Source organism: Labrys sp. WJW (assembly GCF_001676615.1).
GTDB lineage: Bacteria > Pseudomonadota > Alphaproteobacteria > Rhizobiales > Labraceae > Labrys > Labrys sedimenti.
In genome coordinates, this window is sequence record NZ_LYXZ01000006.1 from 207,021 (window position 1) to 226,462 (window position 19,442).

19 protein-coding genes are annotated in these 19,442 nt (G+C 65.6%); 10 read left to right on the plus strand and 9 right to left on the minus strand.

Going from position 1 to position 19,442, the window contains the following annotated elements; translation table 11 throughout:
- The first annotated feature begins 247 nt into the window (after positions 1–247).
- The 6 genes from BA190_RS05350 to BA190_RS05375 all read left to right on the plus strand — a co-directional run bounded on the left by BA190_RS05350 (position 248) and on the right by BA190_RS05375 (position 4,127).
- On the plus strand, positions 248–1,651 hold the full coding sequence (locus BA190_RS05350) for a short-chain fatty acyl-CoA regulator family protein (RefSeq protein WP_068283686.1): 1,404 nt from the start codon (positions 248–250) through the stop codon (positions 1,649–1,651).
- 10 nt (positions 1,652–1,661) lie between these two features.
- Positions 1,662–2,210: a cytochrome b gene (locus BA190_RS05355; RefSeq protein WP_068283690.1), complete on the plus strand. Its 549-nt coding sequence runs from the start codon at positions 1,662–1,664 to the stop codon at positions 2,208–2,210.
- 91 nt (positions 2,211–2,301) lie between these two features.
- Positions 2,302–2,592, plus strand: a complete 291-nt coding sequence (locus BA190_RS05360; RefSeq protein ID WP_068283693.1) for a YciI family protein — start codon at positions 2,302–2,304, stop codon at positions 2,590–2,592.
- 22 nt (positions 2,593–2,614) lie between these two features.
- The gene (locus BA190_RS05365; protein ID WP_068283696.1) at positions 2,615–3,034 is read left to right on the plus strand and encodes an EVE domain-containing protein; all 420 of its coding nucleotides are present in this window, start codon (positions 2,615–2,617) and stop codon (positions 3,032–3,034) included.
- A 19-nt stretch (positions 3,035–3,053) separates the two neighbouring features.
- Positions 3,054–3,659, plus strand: a complete 606-nt coding sequence (locus tag BA190_RS05370) for an HAD family hydrolase (protein WP_068283699.1) — start codon at positions 3,054–3,056, stop codon at positions 3,657–3,659.
- Positions 3,660–3,686: 27 nt separating this feature from the next.
- The gene (locus BA190_RS05375; protein ID WP_068283702.1) at positions 3,687–4,127 is read left to right on the plus strand and encodes an acetyltransferase; all 441 of its coding nucleotides are present in this window, start codon (positions 3,687–3,689) and stop codon (positions 4,125–4,127) included.
- Here BA190_RS05375 and BA190_RS05380 read toward each other — a convergent pair.
- The gene (locus BA190_RS05380; RefSeq protein ID WP_068283705.1) at positions 4,124–5,035 is read right to left on the minus strand and encodes a LysR family transcriptional regulator; all 912 of its coding nucleotides are present in this window, start codon (positions 5,033–5,035) and stop codon (positions 4,124–4,126) included. The two genes, BA190_RS05375 and BA190_RS05380, sit on opposite strands and share 4 nt — an antisense overlap.
- Before the next feature lie 101 nt (positions 5,036–5,136).
- Here BA190_RS05380 and BA190_RS05385 point away from each other — a divergent pair, with 101 nt between their 5' ends.
- Positions 5,137–6,204 carry an aldo/keto reductase gene (locus BA190_RS05385; protein ID WP_068283709.1) on the plus strand — a complete coding sequence of 356 codons (1,068 nt, stop codon included), beginning with the start codon at positions 5,137–5,139 and terminating at the stop codon, positions 6,202–6,204.
- Between the two features lie 231 nt (positions 6,205–6,435).
- Here BA190_RS05385 and BA190_RS05390 read toward each other — a convergent pair whose 3' ends face one another.
- The 6 genes from BA190_RS05390 to BA190_RS05415 form a co-directional block, all read right to left on the minus strand.
- A complete protein-coding gene (locus tag BA190_RS05390; RefSeq protein ID WP_068283711.1) occupies positions 6,436–7,314 on the minus strand; it encodes a sigma-70 family RNA polymerase sigma factor in 879 nt (292 codons plus the stop codon).
- Positions 7,314–7,766 (minus strand): carboxymuconolactone decarboxylase family protein, encoded by a 453-nt coding sequence (locus tag BA190_RS05395; protein ID WP_068283923.1) that lies wholly within the window; start codon positions 7,764–7,766, stop codon positions 7,314–7,316. The genes BA190_RS05390 and BA190_RS05395 overlap by 1 nt, the downstream gene beginning before the upstream one ends.
- Before the next feature lie 240 nt (positions 7,767–8,006).
- A complete protein-coding gene (locus BA190_RS05400) occupies positions 8,007–8,495 on the minus strand; it encodes a DUF417 family protein (RefSeq protein ID WP_082979469.1) in 489 nt (162 codons plus the stop codon).
- Between the two features lie 176 nt (positions 8,496–8,671).
- On the minus strand, positions 8,672–9,259 hold the full coding sequence (locus BA190_RS05405) for a membrane integrity-associated transporter subunit PqiC (RefSeq protein WP_068283717.1): 588 nt from the start codon (positions 9,257–9,259) through the stop codon (positions 8,672–8,674).
- The gene (locus tag BA190_RS05410) at positions 9,259–10,974 is read right to left on the minus strand and encodes an intermembrane transport protein PqiB (RefSeq protein ID WP_162275048.1); all 1,716 of its coding nucleotides are present in this window, start codon (positions 10,972–10,974) and stop codon (positions 9,259–9,261) included. Before BA190_RS05410 ends, BA190_RS05405 begins: the two co-directional genes overlap by 1 nt.
- Positions 10,971–12,263: a paraquat-inducible protein A gene (locus BA190_RS05415; RefSeq protein WP_082979471.1), complete on the minus strand. Its 1,293-nt coding sequence runs from the start codon at positions 12,261–12,263 to the stop codon at positions 10,971–10,973. The genes BA190_RS05410 and BA190_RS05415 overlap by 4 nt, the downstream gene beginning before the upstream one ends.
- 371 nt (positions 12,264–12,634) lie before the next feature.
- Between BA190_RS05415 and BA190_RS05420 the strand changes: the two genes are divergently transcribed.
- Together BA190_RS05420 and BA190_RS05425 are read left to right on the plus strand one after the other, a co-directional pair.
- The gene (locus BA190_RS05420) at positions 12,635–13,525 is read left to right on the plus strand and encodes a choline kinase family protein (RefSeq protein WP_068283720.1); all 891 of its coding nucleotides are present in this window, start codon (positions 12,635–12,637) and stop codon (positions 13,523–13,525) included.
- Positions 13,526–13,617: 92 nt separating this feature from the next.
- Positions 13,618–16,062, plus strand: a complete 2,445-nt coding sequence (locus BA190_RS05425) for an FAD-dependent oxidoreductase (protein WP_068283723.1) — start codon at positions 13,618–13,620, stop codon at positions 16,060–16,062.
- Between the two features lie 8 nt (positions 16,063–16,070).
- Here the strand turns inward: BA190_RS05425 and BA190_RS05430 are convergent, their stop codons facing one another.
- Both BA190_RS05430 and BA190_RS05435 read right to left on the minus strand, forming a co-directional pair.
- On the minus strand, positions 16,071–17,105 hold the full coding sequence (locus tag BA190_RS05430; RefSeq protein ID WP_068283726.1) for an aldo/keto reductase: 1,035 nt from the start codon (positions 17,103–17,105) through the stop codon (positions 16,071–16,073).
- A gap of 30 nt (positions 17,106–17,135) precedes the next feature.
- Positions 17,136–18,317 carry an MFS transporter gene (locus BA190_RS05435; RefSeq protein ID WP_068283729.1) on the minus strand — a complete coding sequence of 394 codons (1,182 nt, stop codon included), beginning with the start codon at positions 18,315–18,317 and terminating at the stop codon, positions 17,136–17,138.
- A 116-nt stretch (positions 18,318–18,433) separates the two neighbouring features.
- Here BA190_RS05435 and BA190_RS05440 point away from each other — a divergent pair, with 116 nt between their 5' ends.
- On the plus strand, positions 18,434–19,342 hold the full coding sequence (locus tag BA190_RS05440) for a LysR family transcriptional regulator (RefSeq protein WP_068283731.1): 909 nt from the start codon (positions 18,434–18,436) through the stop codon (positions 19,340–19,342).
- The last annotated feature ends 100 nt before the right edge of the window (positions 19,343–19,442 follow it).

Consider the following 19,442-nt stretch of genomic DNA (forward strand, 5'->3'; position numbering starts at 1 on the left):
ACAGCCCGCGGAGGCGTGAAACGCTGCCCTTGTCATTGTCAGCCTTGACCCGGGCATCCAGCGGCTCCCGTTTCATTGTCTCGAAAGGGGCTGGATTGCCGGGTCAAGCCCGGCAATGACAAACGTCGAGGCAATTCGATCCTTCACGGGAGGAACCGTTAGCTTTTCTGCGCTCTTTGTTCTTGCTTGAAAGAGTGCGAATGCATGATTTATGCTAAACTCGATTGCAAATTGCGAAATTGCGAATATGGCAGGCAAACTCTTCATCGGCGCCCGCCTCAGGGCCATCCGCGAGGCCGCGCACGCCACCCAGGCGGCGTTCGCCCAGCGGCTCGGCATCTCCACCTCCTATCTCAATCAGATGGAGAACAACCAGCGTCCGCTGTCGGCCGCGGTGCTGCTGGCGCTGGCCGAGCGTTTCGACATCGATATCGCCACCATCGCCCAGAGCGACGGCGACCGCCTGCTCTCGGCCCTGAACGAGGCCCTGGCCGATCCGCTTTTCGACGCCCTGGCGCCGAGCCTGCAGGAACTGAAGCTGGTCACCCAGAATGCCCCGGGCTTCGCCCATGCCCTGATCACCGCGCACCAGGCCTACAGGCGCAATTCCGAACAGCTGGCGAGCCTGGACGGACGGCTGGCAGGCGGCCTGTCGGAACCGACGCCCTATGAGGAAGTGCGCGATTTCTTCCACTTCCTCGACAACTACGTGCATGAGCTCGACACCGCCGCCGAGGCCCTGGCCGAGCGCCTGGGATTGCCCCGCCGCGAGCCCGGCGCCGCCTTCACCGCCCATCTCGAAAGCCGCCACCAGGTCAGGGTGATGCAGGCGCCGGCCGAGGAAGGCATCATCCGCGGCTTCGACAAGGAGGCGCGGGTGCTGCGCCTGCACCCCTATTCACCCGCCGCCACCCGGCATTTCCAGCTCGCCTTCCAGATCGCTGCCTTGGAGGCGGAGGCCGAGATCGCTGCCATCCTGGCCGGGGCCGACTGGCGCAGTGGCGAGGCGGTGGAGATCGCCCGCATCGGCCTCACCAATTATTTCGCCGGGGCGCTGACGCTGCCCTACCGGGCCTTCCATGCCGCCGCGCGGGAACTGCGCCATGACCTCGAACTCCTGGCCGCGCGCTTCGGCGCAAGCCTGGAACAGGTGGCCCATCGCCTCTCCACCCTGCAGCGACCGGGCTTCAAGGGCGTGCCGGTGTTCTTCGCCCGCATCGACCGGGCCGGCAACATCACCAAACGCCACAGCGCGGCCAAGCTGCAATTCGCGCGTTTTGGCTCCGCCTGCCCGCTCTGGAACGTGCACCAGGCTTTCGAGGCACCGGGCCGCATCATCCGCCAGCTTGCGGAGACGCCCGACGGGGAGCGCTATCTCAGCGTCGCCACCGAGATCGCCAAGGGCGGCGGCGGCTTCAATGCAGCCCAGCGCCGCTATGCCATCACGCTGGGCTGCGAGATCGCCTATGCCCGGGACTTCGTCTATGCCGACGGCCTCGATCTCTCCAACCGGGCGGGTTTCGACCCGATCGGCATTTCCTGCCGCATCTGCGAGCGCTCGCATTGCCACCAGCGCGCCGTGCCGCCCCTGAAGGCCCATCTGGCGGTGAACCATGACCGGCGTGAAATCGTGCCCTATCGCATCGTCTAGGCGGGCTGCTATGGGGTGGAGCCTGAAGGCCCGGCTGTTCCACTGGGTCACGGTGATCGCGATCACCGTGCAATGGATCATCGGCCTCTTTCTGCTCGGCGGCATGGCCATGGCTGGCAATGTCTGGCTGACGGCCCATCTCTCGCTGGGCCTTGTCCTCCTGGCGCTGACCCTGCTGCGCCTCGGCTCCCGGATATTCGACCATGCGCCGCGCCGTGCCCGTTCTCCACTTGCCGCGGTCGTGGCGGTGCTCGGTCATGCCGGTCTCTATGCCTTGCTCCTGCTCGTGCCGCTCACGGGCTGGCTCGGCTATCGTCCCGCGCCGTTCATGCCGCCGCCGCTCGCCTTCGGCCTGCTACCCATGCCCGTGCTGGCGGGGATGGAGGGGGTGTCTTCCCGTACGATGCTGGGCCTCCACGCCTTGCTGACCTGGGTGCTCGTGGCCCTCGTCGGGCTGCATGGGCTGGCGGCGCTCTTCCACGCCGTCGTGCTGCGCGACGGAGTCCTCGGCGGCATGCTGCGTGGCCGTGGTCATGAGAGCGGCGATCGGCAACCGTAGGCGCCGGCCGGAATCGGGCTTGGCTTGCCTCTCGACATCGTCTCGCGAAATCGCTACGCGAGGAACAACCGACATCAGGAAAGGCGCCGCCATGCTATTCGTCATCCAATGCGAGGACATTCCCAATGGTCTCGAACTCAGGCAGGCGACGCGCCCGGCTCACCTCGATTATCTGAAGACGCAGGACGCCCATATCCTCGGCGCCGGTCCGTTCCTGGACGCCGAGGAGAAGATGGTGGGTTCGCTGCTGATCGTGGATTTCCCCAGCGAGGCCGAGGCCCGGACCTTTGCCGCGAATGATCCCTATACCAAGGCCGGCCTGTTCGCCTCCACGAGCATCCGCCGCTGGCGCTGGGGCATCAAGCCCCCGGCCGGTCTCTGATCCCGGCAGGAGGGCAATCGACATGGCCCAATGGCTGATCAAGTCCGAACCCGAAGTGTGGAGCTGGGACCAGCAGGTTGCCGCCGGAGCCAAGGGCACGCCCTGGGACGGCGTGCGCAACCATGCCGCCAAGCTCAACTTGATGGCGATGAAGCAGGGCGACAAGGCCTTCTTCTACCATTCCAACGAGGGCAAGGCCGTCGTCGGCGTCGCCGAGGTGGCCCGCGAGCACTATCCGGACCCGGCCACACCAGGCCAGCCCTGGGTGCTGGTCGACTTCAAGGCGGTGGCACCCTTCCCCAAGCCGGTGACGCTTGCCGACGTCAAGGCCGAGCCGAGGCTCGCCAACATGGCGCTGGTCAAGCTGTCGCGCCTGTCCGTGCAGCCGGTGACGGACGAGGAATGGCAGATCGTCTGCACCATGGGCGGCTACAAGGGCTGAACTGAGCTGAACCTGTCCAATGGACCAACTATGTGCCATCAAGGCCGTAGCTTTCGACGCATTCGGCACGTTGGTCGAGATCGTCGACGAGCGCCGGCCCTATGTGCAGATGGCACGCGCCTCGAGGGCTGGTGTTCTGGCCTCGTCAATCATGCGGCCGCTCGACCTCGCCGCATTCGCCGATTTGTGCGGCGTGGAGCCATGCCTCGAATGGAACGCCGATCTCCAAGCGGAATTGGCCTCCATTCGCGCCTTTGCGGAAAGCCGGGCGGTTCTTGCCGCGTTGCGCCGGGCGGGCTATCGCATCGCCCTTGCTTCCAATCTTGCGCTGCCCTATGCGGCTCCGCTGAAGGCTCTGTTCGCGGATCTGGTGGATAATGCCTGCCTTTCCTTCGAGGTCGGCGCCGCAAAGCCCGATCCTGCCTTCTATCAGGCCCTCTGCCTCCAGCTCGGCTGTGCGCCCGCAGAAATCCTGATGGTTGGCGATAGCTGGCGAAGCGATTATGAGGGTGCAAAAGGGGCGGGTCTGCAAGCTTTGCACCTCGACCGCGGCGGCGAGCGAGCCGAGCAGGAGACCATTACTATCGCGGATCTCCGTCAGTTGCTCGCCATCCTGCCGATGTGAGCATCATCTATTTGGATATCAATTTCCATGATCACCATTCGCTCCTCGCATCCTGCGGACGTGCCCCTTCTGCTTGAGATCTGGCGGGGCTCCGTCAGGGCGACGCATGATTTCCTGTTGCCCGGCGATTTCGAGGCGATCGACAAGCTGGTTGCCAACGACTACCTGCCGGCTGCTCCCCTGCATGTTGCCGCTGATGGCGACGACCGGCCGCTCGCCTTCATGGGCATGTCCGATCGCCATATCGATTCGCTGTTCATCGATCCCGACAAGCGTGGCCAGGGCATCGGCACCTTTCTGGTTCGCCATGCCAGGGAGCAGGGCGAGGGGGCGTTGACCGTCGACGTCAACGAGCAGAACACCCAGGCCGTCGGCTTTTATCGCCACATCGGCTTCGTCGAGACAGGCCGCTCGGCGCTCGATGGCGACGGACGTCCCTATCCGCTGCTGCATATGCGCCTGGATTAGGCTCTCGCGGCCTTACCCTGCCTCGCCGCAACGAAGTCGAGGAAGGCCCGTAGCGGCGGCGCCATCTGGCGGCGGCTGGGATAATAGAGGTGGAAGCCCGGAAAGGGCGGCGACCAGTCCGCCAGGAGGTGGACCAGTTCGCCGGCATCCAGGCCGCGGCGGACCTGGTGCTCGAACAGATAGGCGATTCCGACGCCGGCCAGCGCAGCCTGGCAGGCGACCTCCGGTTCGTTGACGATCAGGGGGCCTTCGACGGCCGCTTCGAGCGGGCGGCCTTCGCGCTCGAATTCCCAATGATAGAGGCTGAGATCCGTCGGCCAGCGGAAATTGATGCAACGATGGCGGGCGAGGTCGTGCGGCGTCGCGGGCGCGCCGTGGCGGACGAGATAAGAGGGGGAAGCCACGGCCATCAGCCGGAGTTCGCCGCCGAGCCGCACGGCGATCATGTCCTTCTCCACCATCTCGCCGAGCCGCACGCCGGCATCGAAGCGGCTGGCCACGATGTCGATCAGCCTGTCCTCGCTGACGAGATCGAGCGTGATGTCGGGATAGGCTTCGAGGAAGGGGCCGACCAGCGGCCCGATGACATGGATGGCGGCGATGCGCGTGGCGTTGATCCGCAGCAACCCGGCAGGGCTGTCGCGCAGGCTCCTGACATCGGCGACGGCTGCGTCGAGATCGGATAGCGCCGGGCGCAGCCGGGCGAGGAAGCGCTCGCCGGCCTGGCTCGGCGCCACGCTGCGGGTGGTGCGATTGAGGAGGCGCACGCCGAGCCTTTCCTCCAGCGCGCGGATGGTCTGGCTCAGGGCGGAGGGAGAAAGCCCGAGATGGGCAGCCGCCCGCGCGAAGCTACCGTGCTCGACCACGGCGACGAAAGCCCGGAGTTCGGCATGGTCGCTGCCACGCATTCTATATGTTTTCCTTCATAAGCCATTCCAATTCTATAGCATTAACGAAGTAGTCTCCAGGGACCATCTTCCCGGCAGCATCGCAACGGAGGATGACCCCCATGACGCTCGCTCTGGATGACTACCGCCTGCTCGGCCGCTCGGGCCTCAGGATATCCCCGCTCTCGCTGGGGACGATGACCTTCGGCACCGATTGGGGCTGGGGCGCCGACGAAGCCGAGGCCCGGCGCATCTTCGACGCCTATGTCGATCGCGGCGGCAATTTCATCGATACCGCCAACCAATACACCAACGGCACCTCGGAGCGCTTTGTCGGCGCCTTCGCCGGCGACCGCCGCGACCGGCTGGTGATCGCCACCAAATACACGCTGCCCTCCCGTCCGGGGGATCCCAATTCCGGCGGCAACCACCGCAGGAGCATGGTGCGCTCGGTGGAAGAGAGCCTGAAGCGGCTCGGCACCGACTATATCGACCTGCTCTATCTGCATGCCTGGGACTTCACCACGCCGGTGGAGGAAGTGCTGCGCGGCCTCGACGACCTCGTGCGCGCGGGCAAGATCGTCTATGCCGGCATTTCGGATGCGCCGGCCTGGCAGGTTGCCCGCATGCAGACCATCGCCGATCTCCGGGGCTGGGCGCCGCTGATTGCCCTGCAGGTCGAATACAGCCTGATCGAGCGCACCATCGAGCGCGAGCTGGTGCCGATGGCAAGGGAAATGGGCCTCGGCGTCATCCCCTGGTCGCCTCTGGCCAGCGGTGTGCTCGCCGGCAAATATAGCCGGGCCGATCTCGACGACAGCGGCGGCTCGGCCGAAGCCTCGGGCACTCGCCGCAACGTCGCGCTCGGCAATGGGGCGCTCACCGAGCGCGGTCTCGATATCGCCGACGTGGTCAAGGCCGTCGCGGGCGAGACCGGGCATACGCCCTCGCAGGTGGCACTGGCCTGGACGCTGCTGAGCCCGGCGGTCGCCTCTCCCCTCGTCGGTGCCCGCACTTTGGCTCAGCTGGAGGACAATCTCGGCGCGCTCGAGGTAGCGTTCACGGACGAGCAGCGTGCCCGGCTGGAGGCGGCCAGCGCCATCAAGCTCGGCTTCCCGCATGATTTTCTCAACCTGCCGCTGACACGCAATGTGATGTTCGGCGGGCTGAAAATCCCGGCAAGGGGGTAGGGGGTAGATTTTCGAGAATTGTGCTGCCCCTCACCCTTACCCATAGTCAACTCAAGAGAGTTGACGACACCCCGTAAGGACAGGGCGAGGGGGACTTCCATGTCCCGCCCTACCCAGCAAGCGCCCTGTCTCGCATCAAGACGCAGCGTATGACGCCCCTCGCCCCGTTTACGGGGAGAGGGTAGGGTGAGGGGCAGCGCTACTCAAACCAAGCCGGCTGCCACCTCCCCCTCAATGCAGGGACGCCTCCCCGATATGCCTGAGCTTGTCGGGATTGCGGGTGACGTAGATGCCGACGATCTGGCCGTCGCGGATGTCGAGAGCCGTGGTCTGCAGCGTGTCGTCGCGCTCGATGGTGATGAAGCCTGGCAGGCCGTTGATATGGGTGAAGCGCACCAGCTGCGACATCGTCTCGGCGAAGTAATGCGCCAGGCCGGCCTGCAGCTTCATCACGTCCTCGATGCCGAAGATCGGCTTCATCGCAGCCGGCTTCTTGCCGCCACCGTCGGAATGCACGGCGACATCGGCGGCCAGCAGGGCCTGCAGGGCCGTCATGTCGCCGCTGCGCGAGGCTGCAAAAAAGGCGTGGGCGATCTCCAACCCACGTTCCTTCGGCATGTCGAAACGCGGCCGGGAGGCACGCACATGGGTGCGGGCCCGGCTGGCGAGCTGGCGGCAGGCGGCGGCATCGCGCCCTATGGTCTCGGCGATCTCGTCGAAGGAGACGCCGAAGACGTCGTGCAGCAGGAAAGCGGCGCGCTCCAGCGGCGAGAGCCGCTCAAGTGCCAGCAAGAGAGGCAAGGTGACGTCCTCGACCTCGTCCTCGCCCTCCTCGATCACCGGCTCGGGCAGCCAGGGGCCGACATAGGTCTCGCGCTGGCGCCGGGCCGACTTGAGCACATCCAGGCACAGGCGCGTCACCACGCGGGTGAGGAAGGCCAAGGGCTCGCGCACCTCGGTGCGGTCGGTGTCGAGCCAGCGCAGGAAGGCATCCTGCACCGCGTCCTCGGCATCGGCGACCGATCCCAGCATGCGATAGGCTATGCGGATCAGCCGCGGCCGCAAGGGATCGAAGCTTGCGGCCGCATCGGCCTGGCTGGCGCCCGGCATCAGGCCGCCGCTTTCGCGCGCACCGGATGCACGGCGTTGAAGCCGACATTGACCCGGTTCCAGCCATTGATGGCGACGATCAGCAGAGTGAGCTTCACCTGTTCCTCCTCGGTGAACTGCGCCTTCACCTGCTCATAGACATCGTCGGGCGCGCGCTTGTCGGCAACCAGCGTGAGGGCTTCGGTCCAGGCCAGGGCCGCGCGTTCGCGGTCGTTATAGAGCGGCGATTCGCGCCAGGCGTCGAGCAGATAGAGCCGTTCCTCGCTCTCGCCGAGCTTGCGGGCATCGAGGGCGTGCATATGCAGGCAGAAGCCGCAGCCATTGATTTGCGAGGCGCGCATCTTGACCAGTTCCATCAGGCTGGTTTCCAGCCCGTCGATGCCGGTGGAGAAGTCGAGCCACTGCTTCATGATGGCGGGAGAGGCGGCGAAAGGGTTCAGTCTGGCTTTCATGATCATGTCCTCTTGATCGGTTTGCACGGACATGACGAGCCGGCCTCAGGCGCTGTGACATGGAGGCTAAATTTTTTTCAGACGTGCAGGACGGCTCCGTGAAGCCGTTCAGGCATCGCGCACGGGATCTCGCGGATATGGTGTGCCGATCTCCAGATCGGCCCACCGTTCGTGCGCTTGGCTCAGCGCAGCTTGGCGGCGATGTGCCCAGCAAGCCGGCAGACCTGCCCGGAAAATGCTTCAGGCGGTTGGCGAGGCTACAAGAGACCGCGGCAAGGAAGCCAGGAACAGGACCACGCAGACACAAAGCAGGACGATGTCCTTGAATAGAAACTCACCGGTCAGATTCCAGGCCATCGGATCGGTCGACAGGCTCCATTGCACCACCCCGGGTGTGGTGAAGAAGAACGACCAGGTGATCGCGAATGTGACGATGCCCATCAGCGAACCGACAGCCGACAGGACCGGGACGAAGGCCCCTGCCGCAAGCAGCGCCGCAATGGCGAACTCGGCAACACCGAGGAAATACGCCTCACCCCGCAGGCCCAGCAGCGACAGCCATGAGATGAAGGGGCTGTTGGTAATGAATTGGGCGATGCCCTGGGCCGACTGCAATGTGAATTTCTGCATGCCGAACGACACGAAGATTACGACCATGACCCAGCGAAGAATCGCCAGAAAACGATATGAGCCGCTTCCGTTTTCCGAGATGTGGAAGAATGTTTTCATGCGGGTCGCTTCTTTCCTCTTTGCCATATTGATTTCGAAGGCGCGCTGATGGGCGTTCCTCGCAATCACTACGTTTGGAAAGAACCGGCGTTACGTTGATCCGGCGTTTGGCGGCTCACAATGACGTGTATGACCAGTGCACGATTCTGGCGGGCTCGTGAAGCGGCGTGCTCTCCTCAGCGCAGCTTGGCGGCGATGTGCCCGGCGAGCTGGTCGAGGGCCGAGCTCATCGCCTCGACCTGGGCGGGCGCGCCCGTATCGGCCGGAGGCACGGCGATATTGGCCTGGGCCGCCGCACTGCGGCCGCCATTGCGGTAATGCAGCCGCCATTGCGCCTGCAGAAGCACCACGCCCTCGGCATTGGTGTCGAAGCGGCTCACCGAGAGTTCCAGCGTTGCCGCCTCCTTGCCCGACACGGTCTGGCTGGTGGTCACCAGCGAGCCGGCGGGCAGGCGCCGGCGCAGATCCTCGGCCAGCACGCGCTGCACCATGGAGCCTATCGGCTCGCCCCAGCGCTCGAATTCGGAGACGCCGAGCTGCACGTCGCCGGAGCGGCGCACCAGCTGCGGCCGGTCGAGATATTTGGCGACGTCGACTGTCTCGATCGACAGCGAGACCGGCCGGCCCGCTACCTTCTGCCCGCCCTGGGCAGCCAGTGTGTAGATCTTGGCCTCAGGCGAGGCGCAGGCCGCGAGCAGGCTGAGAGCCAGGCCCAGGCCCGCGAGGGCTACAACGCGTCCAGAACGGCTGGAGGAGAACGGCATCAGTTGCTTCCTCTGGTCTTGCCCCGGATCAGGGATTCGGGATGCTGCTGCATATAGTCGGTGAGCACGCGAATGGAGCGCACGGCGTCGTCGACCTGCGACATCAGGCGCGTGAGGTCGCGCTTGAAGCTGGACGAGCCGCCATAGCCCTGGTCGAAGGAGCCCAGGGTGGAGTTGATGCGCTTCATCGATTGCTGGGCGGTGTCGAGCACCGGCTGCAGCCTCTGCATGGCCGGCGCGAGATCCGTCTTGGCCTTGTCGATCAATTCCCGGGCCGAGGTGAGGGCGCCGGCGAGCGAACGCAGCGATTCCTTGATTTCCGGTCCGGCGGCCAGGTCCTGGAATGACTTCATGGTGTCGTTGGCCTGCAGCACCAGCTTGTCCAGCGGCAGTTTCGAAATGCGGTCGAGGATGTCGTTGACCGAGCGCAGGGCCGAATCGAACTGGTTCGGATTGGTCGGGATCACCGGATAGGCGTCGCCGGTCCCCAACTGCGCCGGTGCAGCCTTGGGATCGATGTCCAGCGACACGACGCTCTGGCCGGTGAGGTAGTTGCTGGTCTTGATCTCCGCGCGCAGCCCCTTGGCGACCAGCGACTTCAGCACGGTCTCGGGATCGATCGGGCCGGTGGCGCCAACCACCTGGACGCGCTGAGGTTCGATCTCGATCAGCACGGGCGCGCGCGGCGCATTCTTGGTGACGTCATATTGCAGGTTGACGTCGACGACCTGGCCGATCTTGAGGCCATGCCACTCCACATTGGAGCCGGCCACGAGGCCGCCGACCGAGGAGTCGAAATAGACCAGATAGCGTAGCCGGATGGTATATTTGGCCTCGTCGGCGCTGGCCTTGTCGCTGTAGAGCGTGAAAGCCGTTTTGGATGGCGCCCGCCCGCCCGCCGGCACGCCGGTCGGCGTATCGAAGGCGATGCCGCCCGCGAGCAGGGCCTGGAGGGAATCCAGCTGCAGCCGGAAGCCCTGCGGACCCGTGGTGAGCGAGACACCCGAGGCACTCCAGAAATGACTGGAGGTGAGCACCTCCTTGTCATAGGGGTCGCGCACGAAGGCACGGATGGTGATGCCGGCGGACGCATTGGAAGAATCGTAGCCCAGGACCTGGCCGACTTCGAGGCCGCGATAGAAGATCGGCGAGCCGACGCCGACCGAGCCGATCTGGGTGGCCCTGAGGGCGAATTCGGTGCCGGGGGCATCGGTGGGGATGACGGGCGGGACTTCCAGGCCGGTGAAGCTGTCGGTCGTCTCGCCGGACGTGGCCGGATCGAACTCGATATAGACGCCGGACAGCAGGGTCGACAGGCCTGACACGCCCGAACTCGCCGACAGGCGCGGGCGCACCACCCAGAACAGGGAGTCCCGGCGCATCAGGGGCGCTGCCTGCTTGGACATCTCGGCGGTGGCGATGATGTGGCTGCCGTCGGGCGCCAGCGTCACGCTCTTCACCGTGCCGAACACGATGGCCTTGTAGCGCAATTGGGTCTTGCCCGGTTCCAGCCCCTCGGCCGTGCGGAAGGAGATGGTGATCTCGGGGCCCTTCTCCGACAGCGTCACCCAGGCCAGATAGAGCCCGACCCCGATCGCGGCCAGCGGCACCAGCCAGATCAGGGGCAGGCGCCGGCGCGGCTTGCCGATCTCGGGTGTGGCCGGGCCGTCGCCATGCTCGAAAGCGCCATTCTGGGGGGCATCGGAATCGGTCAATGGCTTGGCTTTCCCTTCTGGCGGTCGAGATTGTCCCACATCAGGCGGGGGTCGAAACATTCGGACGCGATCATGGTGATGATCACCACGGCGGCGAAGGCGATGGCACCGACACCGGGCTGGATGCTGGCCACCCCACCCAATTGCACCAGCGCCACCAGGATCGAGATCATGAAGATGTCGACCATCGACCAGCGTCCGATGAATTCGATCAGGCGATAGGCGACGGTGCGGTCCCGCAGGCGCCAGGTCGAGCCGCGCTGGGTGGTGATCAGCAAGGTTGCCAAGCCCACCAGTTTGAGCGTGGGCACCAGGATCGAGGCGATGAAGACCACCGCCGCCACCGGCCACATGCCGGCATCCGCCAGCTGGATGATGCCGCCGATGATGGTGGAGGGATCTCCGCGCCCGAGCATGTAGACCGCCATGATCGGGTAGATGTTGGCGGGAATGTAGAGGATGGCGGCGGTGATCAGCAGGGCCCAGGTGCGGTTGATGCTGTCAGGTTTGCGCAGATGCAGCGCCGCCTTGCAGCGCGGGCAGTCGCCATGGCCCGAATCGGGCAGGTTGGATGCAAGCCCGCAGGCTTCGCACAGCGCCACGGGCCGCCTCGGATTCACCACCGGCGGCGGCGGCACCAGGCCCTTGCGCTCGAAGCTGCGCCAGATGGTCTCGTCGTCGAGCAGGGCGCTGGTCGCCACCGTCACCAGCATCAGTACCGCCACCGCGAAGACGGCGGGGCCGAGTTCGATGCTGGCGAGCTCGATCAGCTTCACATAGGCGACGATCAGGCCGAATATGTAGACTTCGATCATCGCCCAGCGGCCGACGAAGCTGGAGCCGCGATGAACCAGAGGCAGCCAGCGCGGCGGGCGCCGCATCCTCAGCCCGGTCAGGACCGCGAGGCGGGCGAGAATCTGCAAGCCCGGCGCCACCAGCATGGTGATCCCGACCACGATCGCCAGTTCCCACAAGCCTTGGTCGTAGAGCGACTTGATGCCGGTGACGAGCCCGGCGACCTGTATCCGCCCTGAAATCTCCAGCTTGATGAAGGGCAGGAAATTGGCCATGGCAAAGCAGGCCGCGCCGGCCAGGCTGTAGGCATAGGCATGGCTCAGCGAGATGGCGCGGTAATGCTCCATGGTGGCGCCGCAGCGCGAGCAGCGTGCCCGCATGCCGTCCTGAAGCGGCGGCACGTCATGCAGCAGTCCGCAGTCGTGGCACTCCATGATCTGGGTGGCACTTCGCGTCGTCGGGGTGATCACCCGATCTGTCCGCCCGGTCGCCATGTTACCGTTGCACTCGAATCACAAAAGAACTCCGGCCTTACCGTGGCGTCATTCCGCCAATGGAGACGACGAATCTTCCCTGAAGTCTCCCTTCGGGCCGACCGTAACTCCGATGTCTTGAGCCCGAACGGCCCTTTCCAAACGTGCACGAGCAGACGACTGCATTGCTGCAATACGCCGCTTCCGATCCCCTTTTGTCGCATGCGGCACGAAAAGCCAAGGCTTAGGCGGCATTGGAATTGACGAAGCACCGGCTTCGAGGGCACCGAAGGGGCTCCGCCACCCCGACCATTGTCTGGCGTACCGTCTGGACGATTTGATACCGATCGGGTTAGGCTGCCCCAACCTTGAACAAACCATCCGGAGCCGCCATGCCCAAGGTGCCGCTTCACAGCCCCCGGGAGAGGGCGGCGACCCTGGCCTGCTGGCGCGGCAGGGTCGAGCCGCAGCCGCTCGGCGGCGGTATCACCAACACCAACTTCACCGTGGTGGACGGCGACGGCAAATATGTCGTGCGGATCGGTGACGACATTCCTCTTCATCAGATCAGCCGTGCCAACGAACTGGCCGCGAGCAAGGCCGCCTTCGCCGCCGGGATCTCGCCGGAGGTGGTGCATCACGAGCCCGGCGCGCTGGTGCTGCGCTTCATCGAGGGGCGCACCTTCTCGCCCGAGGATGTACGTGACCCACGCAACCACCAGGCCATGATCGAACTGGTCCGACGCTGCCATCGCGAGATGCCCCGCTGTTTCCGGGGCCCGGCGGCGATCTTCTGGGTGTTCCAGGTCCTGCGTGACTATGGCCATACGCTGAGGGAAGGAGCCAGTCGGCATCTGCCGTTGCTGCCTCGCCTGTTGGCCGAGAGCGAGCGTCTGGAGGAAGGCGTCGGCCCGGTCGACATCGTTTTCGGCCATAACGATCTGCTCGCCGCCAATTTCCTCGATGACGGCAAGCGCCTCTGGCTGGTCGACTGGGACTATGCCGGCTTCAACTCGCCTCTGTTCGATCTTGGCGGCCTTGCCTCCAATTCCGAGCTCGACGTCGCTGCGCGTGACAGTCTGACGGAGGCCTATTTCGAGCGGCCCCTCGATGATGGATTGCGTCGGCGCCTGGCCGCCATGACCGCCGCTTCGCTGCTGCGCGAGACCCTATGGAGCATGGTGTCTGAAATCCATTCCACCCTCGATTTCGACTATGCCGCCTACACCGCTGAGAATCTCAGGCGCTACGAGGCGGCGTATCAGGCGTGGCGGGACGAATAGTCCCCGGGAGCGCGGGCGTCCTCGCCCGCTCTTTCCCCATGCGCCGTGTTTCCAAGAGCGGGCGAGGACGCCCGCGCTCCCAGGAGATCCCCATGTCCGACCTGCCTTCCTCAGCCAAGATCGTCATCATCGGTGGCGGCATCATCGGCTGTTCCACCGCCTATCATCTCGCCAAGATGGGGCTGACGGACGTGCTGGTGCTCGAGCGCGGCAAGCTCACCTCCGGCTCGACCTGGCATGCGGCGGGGCTGGTGGGCCAGCTCAGGACCAATGCCAACATCACCCAATTGCTCGGTTATTCCGTCGCCCTCTATGACCGGCTGGAACAGGAGACGGGCCTCGCCACCGGCTGGAAGCGCAATGGCGGCCTGCGCCTTGCCTGCAACCAGGAGCGCTGGACCGAGGTGAAGCGCCAAGCCACCACGGCCACCTCCTTTGGCCTGGAAATGCAGCTGCTCAGCCCGAAGGAGGCGCAGGATCTCTGGCCGCTGATGCAGGTGGACGACGTGGTCGGCGCCGCCTTCCTGCCGACGGACGGGCAGGCCTCGCCCTCCGACATCACGCAGTCGCTCGCCAAGGGCGCGCGCATGGGCGGCGTCACCTTTCGCGAGGGCGTCACCGTCACCGGCATCGAGGTCGAGGGCGGCGTCGCCAAGGCTATCTTGACCGACCAGGGGCGTATCCAAGCGGAGAAAATCGTCATTTGTGCCGGCCAATGGTCGCGCGAGATCGGCCGCATGGCCGGGGTCAACATCCCCTTGGTGTCGATGCAACATCAATATCTGATCACCGAGCGGATCGAGGGCGTCACCTCCAATCTGCCGACCTTGCGCGATCCCGATCGCCTCACCTACTGGAAGGAGGAGGTCGGCGGCCTGGTGATGGGCGGCTACGAGCCCAATCCCAAGCCCTGGAACAATAGTGGTGCAACCGAAAAGTTCGAGTTCCAGCTACTGGACAACGATCTCGATCATTTCGAGCCGCTGATGGAGCTCGCCATCGGCCGTGTGCCGGCCATGGAAAATGCCGGCATCAAGCAGTTCATCAATGGGCCTGAGAGCTTCACGCCGGACGGCAATTTCATCCTCGGCGCGGCGCCGGAGACCAAGGATGTCTATGTCGGCTGCGGCTTCAACGCCTTCGGCATCGCCTCGGGCGGCGGGGCCGGCATGGCCCTGGCCGAATGGGTGGCCAGGGGCGAGCCGCCCTACGACCTCTGGGCCGTCGATATCCGTCGCTTCGGCAAGAACACGCTCGATACCGGCTGGGTGCGCCAGCGCACCATGGAGGCCTATGCCAAGCACTACACCATGGCTTGGCCCTTCGAGGAATATCAGTCCGGCCGTCCCCTGCGCCGCTCCCCGCTCTATGACCGGCTGAAGGCGCAGGGTGCGGTGTTCGGCGAAAAGCTCGGCTGGGAGCGACCCAACTGGTTCGCCGGAGCGGGCGAGGAGGCCAGGGACGTCTATAGCTATGACCGCCAGAACTGGTTCGAGGCCGTCGGCCGCGAGCACAGGGCCTGCCGCGAGGCCGCCGTGGTGTTCGACCAGACCTCCTTCGCCAAGTTCACCGTGAAGGGGCGTGATGCGGACAAGGCCCTGTCCTGGCTCTGCGCCAACGACGTGGTCAAGAAGCCGGGCAGCCTCACCTACACGCAGATGCTCAACCGCAAGGGCGGCATCGAGACCGATCTCACCGTGGCCAGGCTCGGCGATGGCAGCTATTACCTCGTCACCGGCACCGGCTTTGCCACCCATGACCTCGACTGGATTCGCCGCAACATCCCCGACGGGCTCGATGTCGAGGTCGAGGACGTCACCTCGCAATTTGCTGTGCTGGTGCTGATGGGCCCGAAGGCGCGCGAGATCCTCGGCCAGCTCACCGGCGAGGATCTCTCCAATGCCGCCGCGCCCTTCGGCAGCGCAAGGCCGCTGCACATCGCCGGGGCACGCGTTCTGGCCCTGCGCGTGACCTATGTCGGCGAGCTCGGCTGGGAGCTGCATGTGCCGATGGAGTTCGCGCTGACGGTCTATGACGCGCTGATGGCCGCCGGCACGCCGCTTGGTCTCGTCAATGCCGGCTATCGCGCCATCGAATCGCTGCGCCTGGAAAAAGGCTACCGGGCCTGGGGCGGCGAGATCGGGCCTGACCATTCGCCCCTGGTGGCCGGGCTTGGCTGGGCGGCGAAGCTGAAGAAGAACATTCCCTTCCTCGGCCGCGAGGCCCTGATCGAACAGGCCGCCAAGCCGCTGCCGCGCCTGCTGGCAGGTTTTACCGTCGACGATCCCACGGTGATCCTGCTCGGCCGCGAGACTATCTATCGCAACGGCAAACGCTGCGGCTGGCTGGCCTCGGCCGGCTATGGCTACACGGTCGCCAAGAATATCGGCTACGGCTATGTCCGTGATCCCGCCGGTGTCGACGCCGACTATGTGCTTTCCGGCAGCTATGAGCTGGAAGTCGCGACGGAACGGGTGAAGGCCGAGGTGTTCCTGGAGCCGCTCTACGACCCCAGGATGGAGCGGGTGAAGGGGTAGAATTTCTCTCACACTGCCGGTGGGTTCAGCCGAGCAAAGCCTTCCTGGCGGCGATAGGGGAAATAGGGATAGGCCGCTTCCACCGCGCTGGCCGCGTCGAGCTTCTGGCGCTGGTCCGGCGTCAGGCTCCAGCCGATGGCGCCGAGATTCTGCCTGAGCTGGTCCTCGTTGCGGGCGCCGATGATCACCGACGAGACGGTGGGGCGGCTGGTGAGCCAATTGATGGCGATCTGCGGCACGCTCTTGCCGGTTTCCTCGGCGACCTCGTTTAGGGCGTCGATGACACGGAACAGGTGTTCGTCCTCGACCGGCGGGCCGAAATCGGCCGTCTGATGCAGCCGGCTTCCGGCCGGCAGTGCCTGGCCGCGCTGGAGCTTGCCGGTGAGGCGCCCCCAGCCGAGCGGGCTCCACACCAGCGCGCCCACGCCCTGGTCGAGGCCGAGGGGCATCAGCTCCCACTCATAGTCGCGGCCGATCAGGGAGTAGTAGGCCTGGTTGGCGACATAGCGTGTCCAGCCATGCCGGTCGGCGACGGCGAGCGACTTCATGAGCTGCCAGCCGGAAAAGTTGGAAACGCCGAGATAGCGCACCTTGCCGGCCCGCACGAGGCCGTCCAGCGTCGAGAGCACCTCCTCGATCGGAGTACCCGCATCGAAGGCGTGCAACTGCAGGAGGTCGATATGGTCGGTGCCGAGGCGGCGCAATGCCGCCTCCACGGAACGGATCAGCCGCTCGCGCGAGGTGCCGTAGTCGCGCGGCCCGTCACCCATCGGCAAGGCGGTCTTGGTCGAGATCAGCACCTCGCTGCGGCGGCCCTTGATGGCGGCGCCGAGAACTTCCTCGGACGCACCATTGGAATAGACGTCGGCGGTGTCGAACAGGGTTACGCCGGCCTCGAGGCAGATATCGAGAAGGCGGCGTGCTTCCTTCTCGTCCGTAGTGCCCCAGGCGCCGAACAGGGGCCCCGAGCCGCCGAACGTGCCGGCGCCGAAGCTGAGGACCGGCACTTCAAGGCCGGACGCGCCGAGACGACGATAGTCCATGGTAATGTCCTTTCGAGAAACGGAACTAGATCAGGCCGACTGGCCGATGGGTTGGGGCTGGCGGTCGAGCGCGGCGCTCCACAGCGTCAGCACCAGGGCGATGGCGACCAGGGCGGCACCGACCAGGGGCGTCAGGCCGAGGCCGAGCGGCGAGGCCACCACCAGCCCGCCGACCCAGGCGCCCAGGGCGATGCCGAGGTTGAAGGCGGCGATGTTGAGGGCGGAGGCGACGTCGACGGCGGTCGGGCGATGGGCCTTGGCCAGCTGCACCACATAGAGCTGCAGGCCGGGCACATTGGCGAAGGACAGGAAGCCCAGCGCGGCCAGCGTCACCAGGGTCAGCACCGGCGAGGTTGCGGTGAAGGCGAAGGCGGCCAGTACGGCGGCCTGCAGGGCGAACAGGACGATCAGGGCCTTGACGGGATTGTGGTCGGCGATACGGCCGCCCACGAGATTGCCCACGGCGATCGCCGCGCCATAGAGCACCAGGATCAGGCTGACGCTGCCGGCGGCAAAGCCGGTGATCTTTTCCAGGATCGAGGCGAGATAGGTGAAGGCGACGAAGGTGCCGCCATAGCCGAGCGCCGTCATGGCGAAGACCAGCAGCAGGCGGCCGCTGCCGAGAACCCGGACCTGGTCGATCAGCCTGGCCGGCGGCGCCTTGCGCAGCGTGGATGGCAGCAACACGGCGATAGCCGCGAAGGCGATCAGGCCGAGGCCCGCGACGCCCCAGAAGGTGGCGCGCCAGCCGAAGCTCTGGCCGATGAAGGTACCGAGCGGCACGCCGGTGACGATCGCCACCGTCAGGCCCATGAACATCATGGCGATGGCCGAGGCACGACGATCGGGCGCGACAAGATCGGCTGCGATAGTGGCGCCGACCGAGAAGAACACGCCATGGGCAAAGGCCGAGAGGACGCGCGCGACCAGCAGCAATTCATAGCTGGGGCTAAGCGCGGCCGCGCTGTTGCCGACGACGAACAGCGCCATCAGGCCGAGCAGCAGGCCCTTGCGGCCGAGGCGGCCGGTGAGGGCGGTCAGGATGGGGGCGCCGAAGGTCACGCCGAGGGCGTAGACGCTGACGATCAGGCCGGCGAGCGGCAAGGTGATGCCGAGATCGGAAGCGACCGTCGGCAGCAGGCCGACGATCACGAACTCCGTGGTGCCGATCGCATAGGCCGCGATCGTGAGGGCAAGGAGGGCGAGGGGCATGAGAAAGGTCCCAACAAGGGTGAATGAATGTCGGGACGAATATGATCGCTACGCATTGCTATGATAATTGGGCATAATGAGCGAATAGCTTTGAATTCAATTCATAAGGAATGACCATGGACAATCGGGCCGGTGAGATGGAGGTGTTCGTCACCGCGGCCGAATTGCGCAGTTTCTCGGCGGCCGGACGCAAGCTGCATCTGTCGCCCTCGGCAGTGAGCAAGCTCGTCACCCGCATCGAGGACCGGCTCGGAGCCCGCCTGCTGGTGCGCACGACGCGAACCTTGCAGCTCACGCCGGAGGGGGAAACCTATCTGGGCCGTGCCCAGGCCATTCTGGCCGACATCGCCGAGACGGAGCGGATGATCTCGAGCGGCGGCGAGGTCGTGCCATCGGGGCGGCTACGCGTCAGCGCCTCGGTGGGATTCGGGGCGCGCTGCGTCGTGCCGGTGCTGCCCGACTTCCTGGCGCGTTATCCCAAGGTTGAGCTCGACCTCTCGCTCACCGATGACGTCATCGACCTCGTCGAGGAGAAGGCCGACATCGCCATCCGCTCAGGACCCCTGCGCGATTCGACGCTGAAGGCGCGCAAGATCCTGGAGAGCCGCCGAGTGATCACCGCTTCGCCCGGCTATCTCGCCCGTCACGGCATGCCCGCCAGGCCCGAGGATCTCGAGCGGCATAACTGTCTGCTGTTCAACTTCCGGCGCGGTCTCGACAGCTGGCCCTTCCGCGATCCCGGTTCGGCTTCCGTACGACGCGTGCAGGTTGCCGGCAATCTCAAGGCCAACAATGGGCCGACTATGCGCAAGCTCTGCCTGGACGGCCTCGGCCTGGTGCGCCTCGGCCGTTTTCATGTCCAGCCCGACATCGATGCCGGCCTGCTGGTGCCGCTCCTGGAGGACCACAACCCGCTCGACGTCGAGCTGATCCACGCCGTGTTCGTCGGCCACGATCACCTGGCCGCCCGCATCCGCGCCTTCGTGGATTTCCTGGCGGAGCGGATCGGGGGAGCGGGGCACTGAACCCCTGGGATCGCCGGCTTTCAGCCGGCAGCCCCCCGGAAAACACAACGCCGGCCCTGCACGAGACGGGGCCGGCGTCCTGAATTTCAACTACGAATGC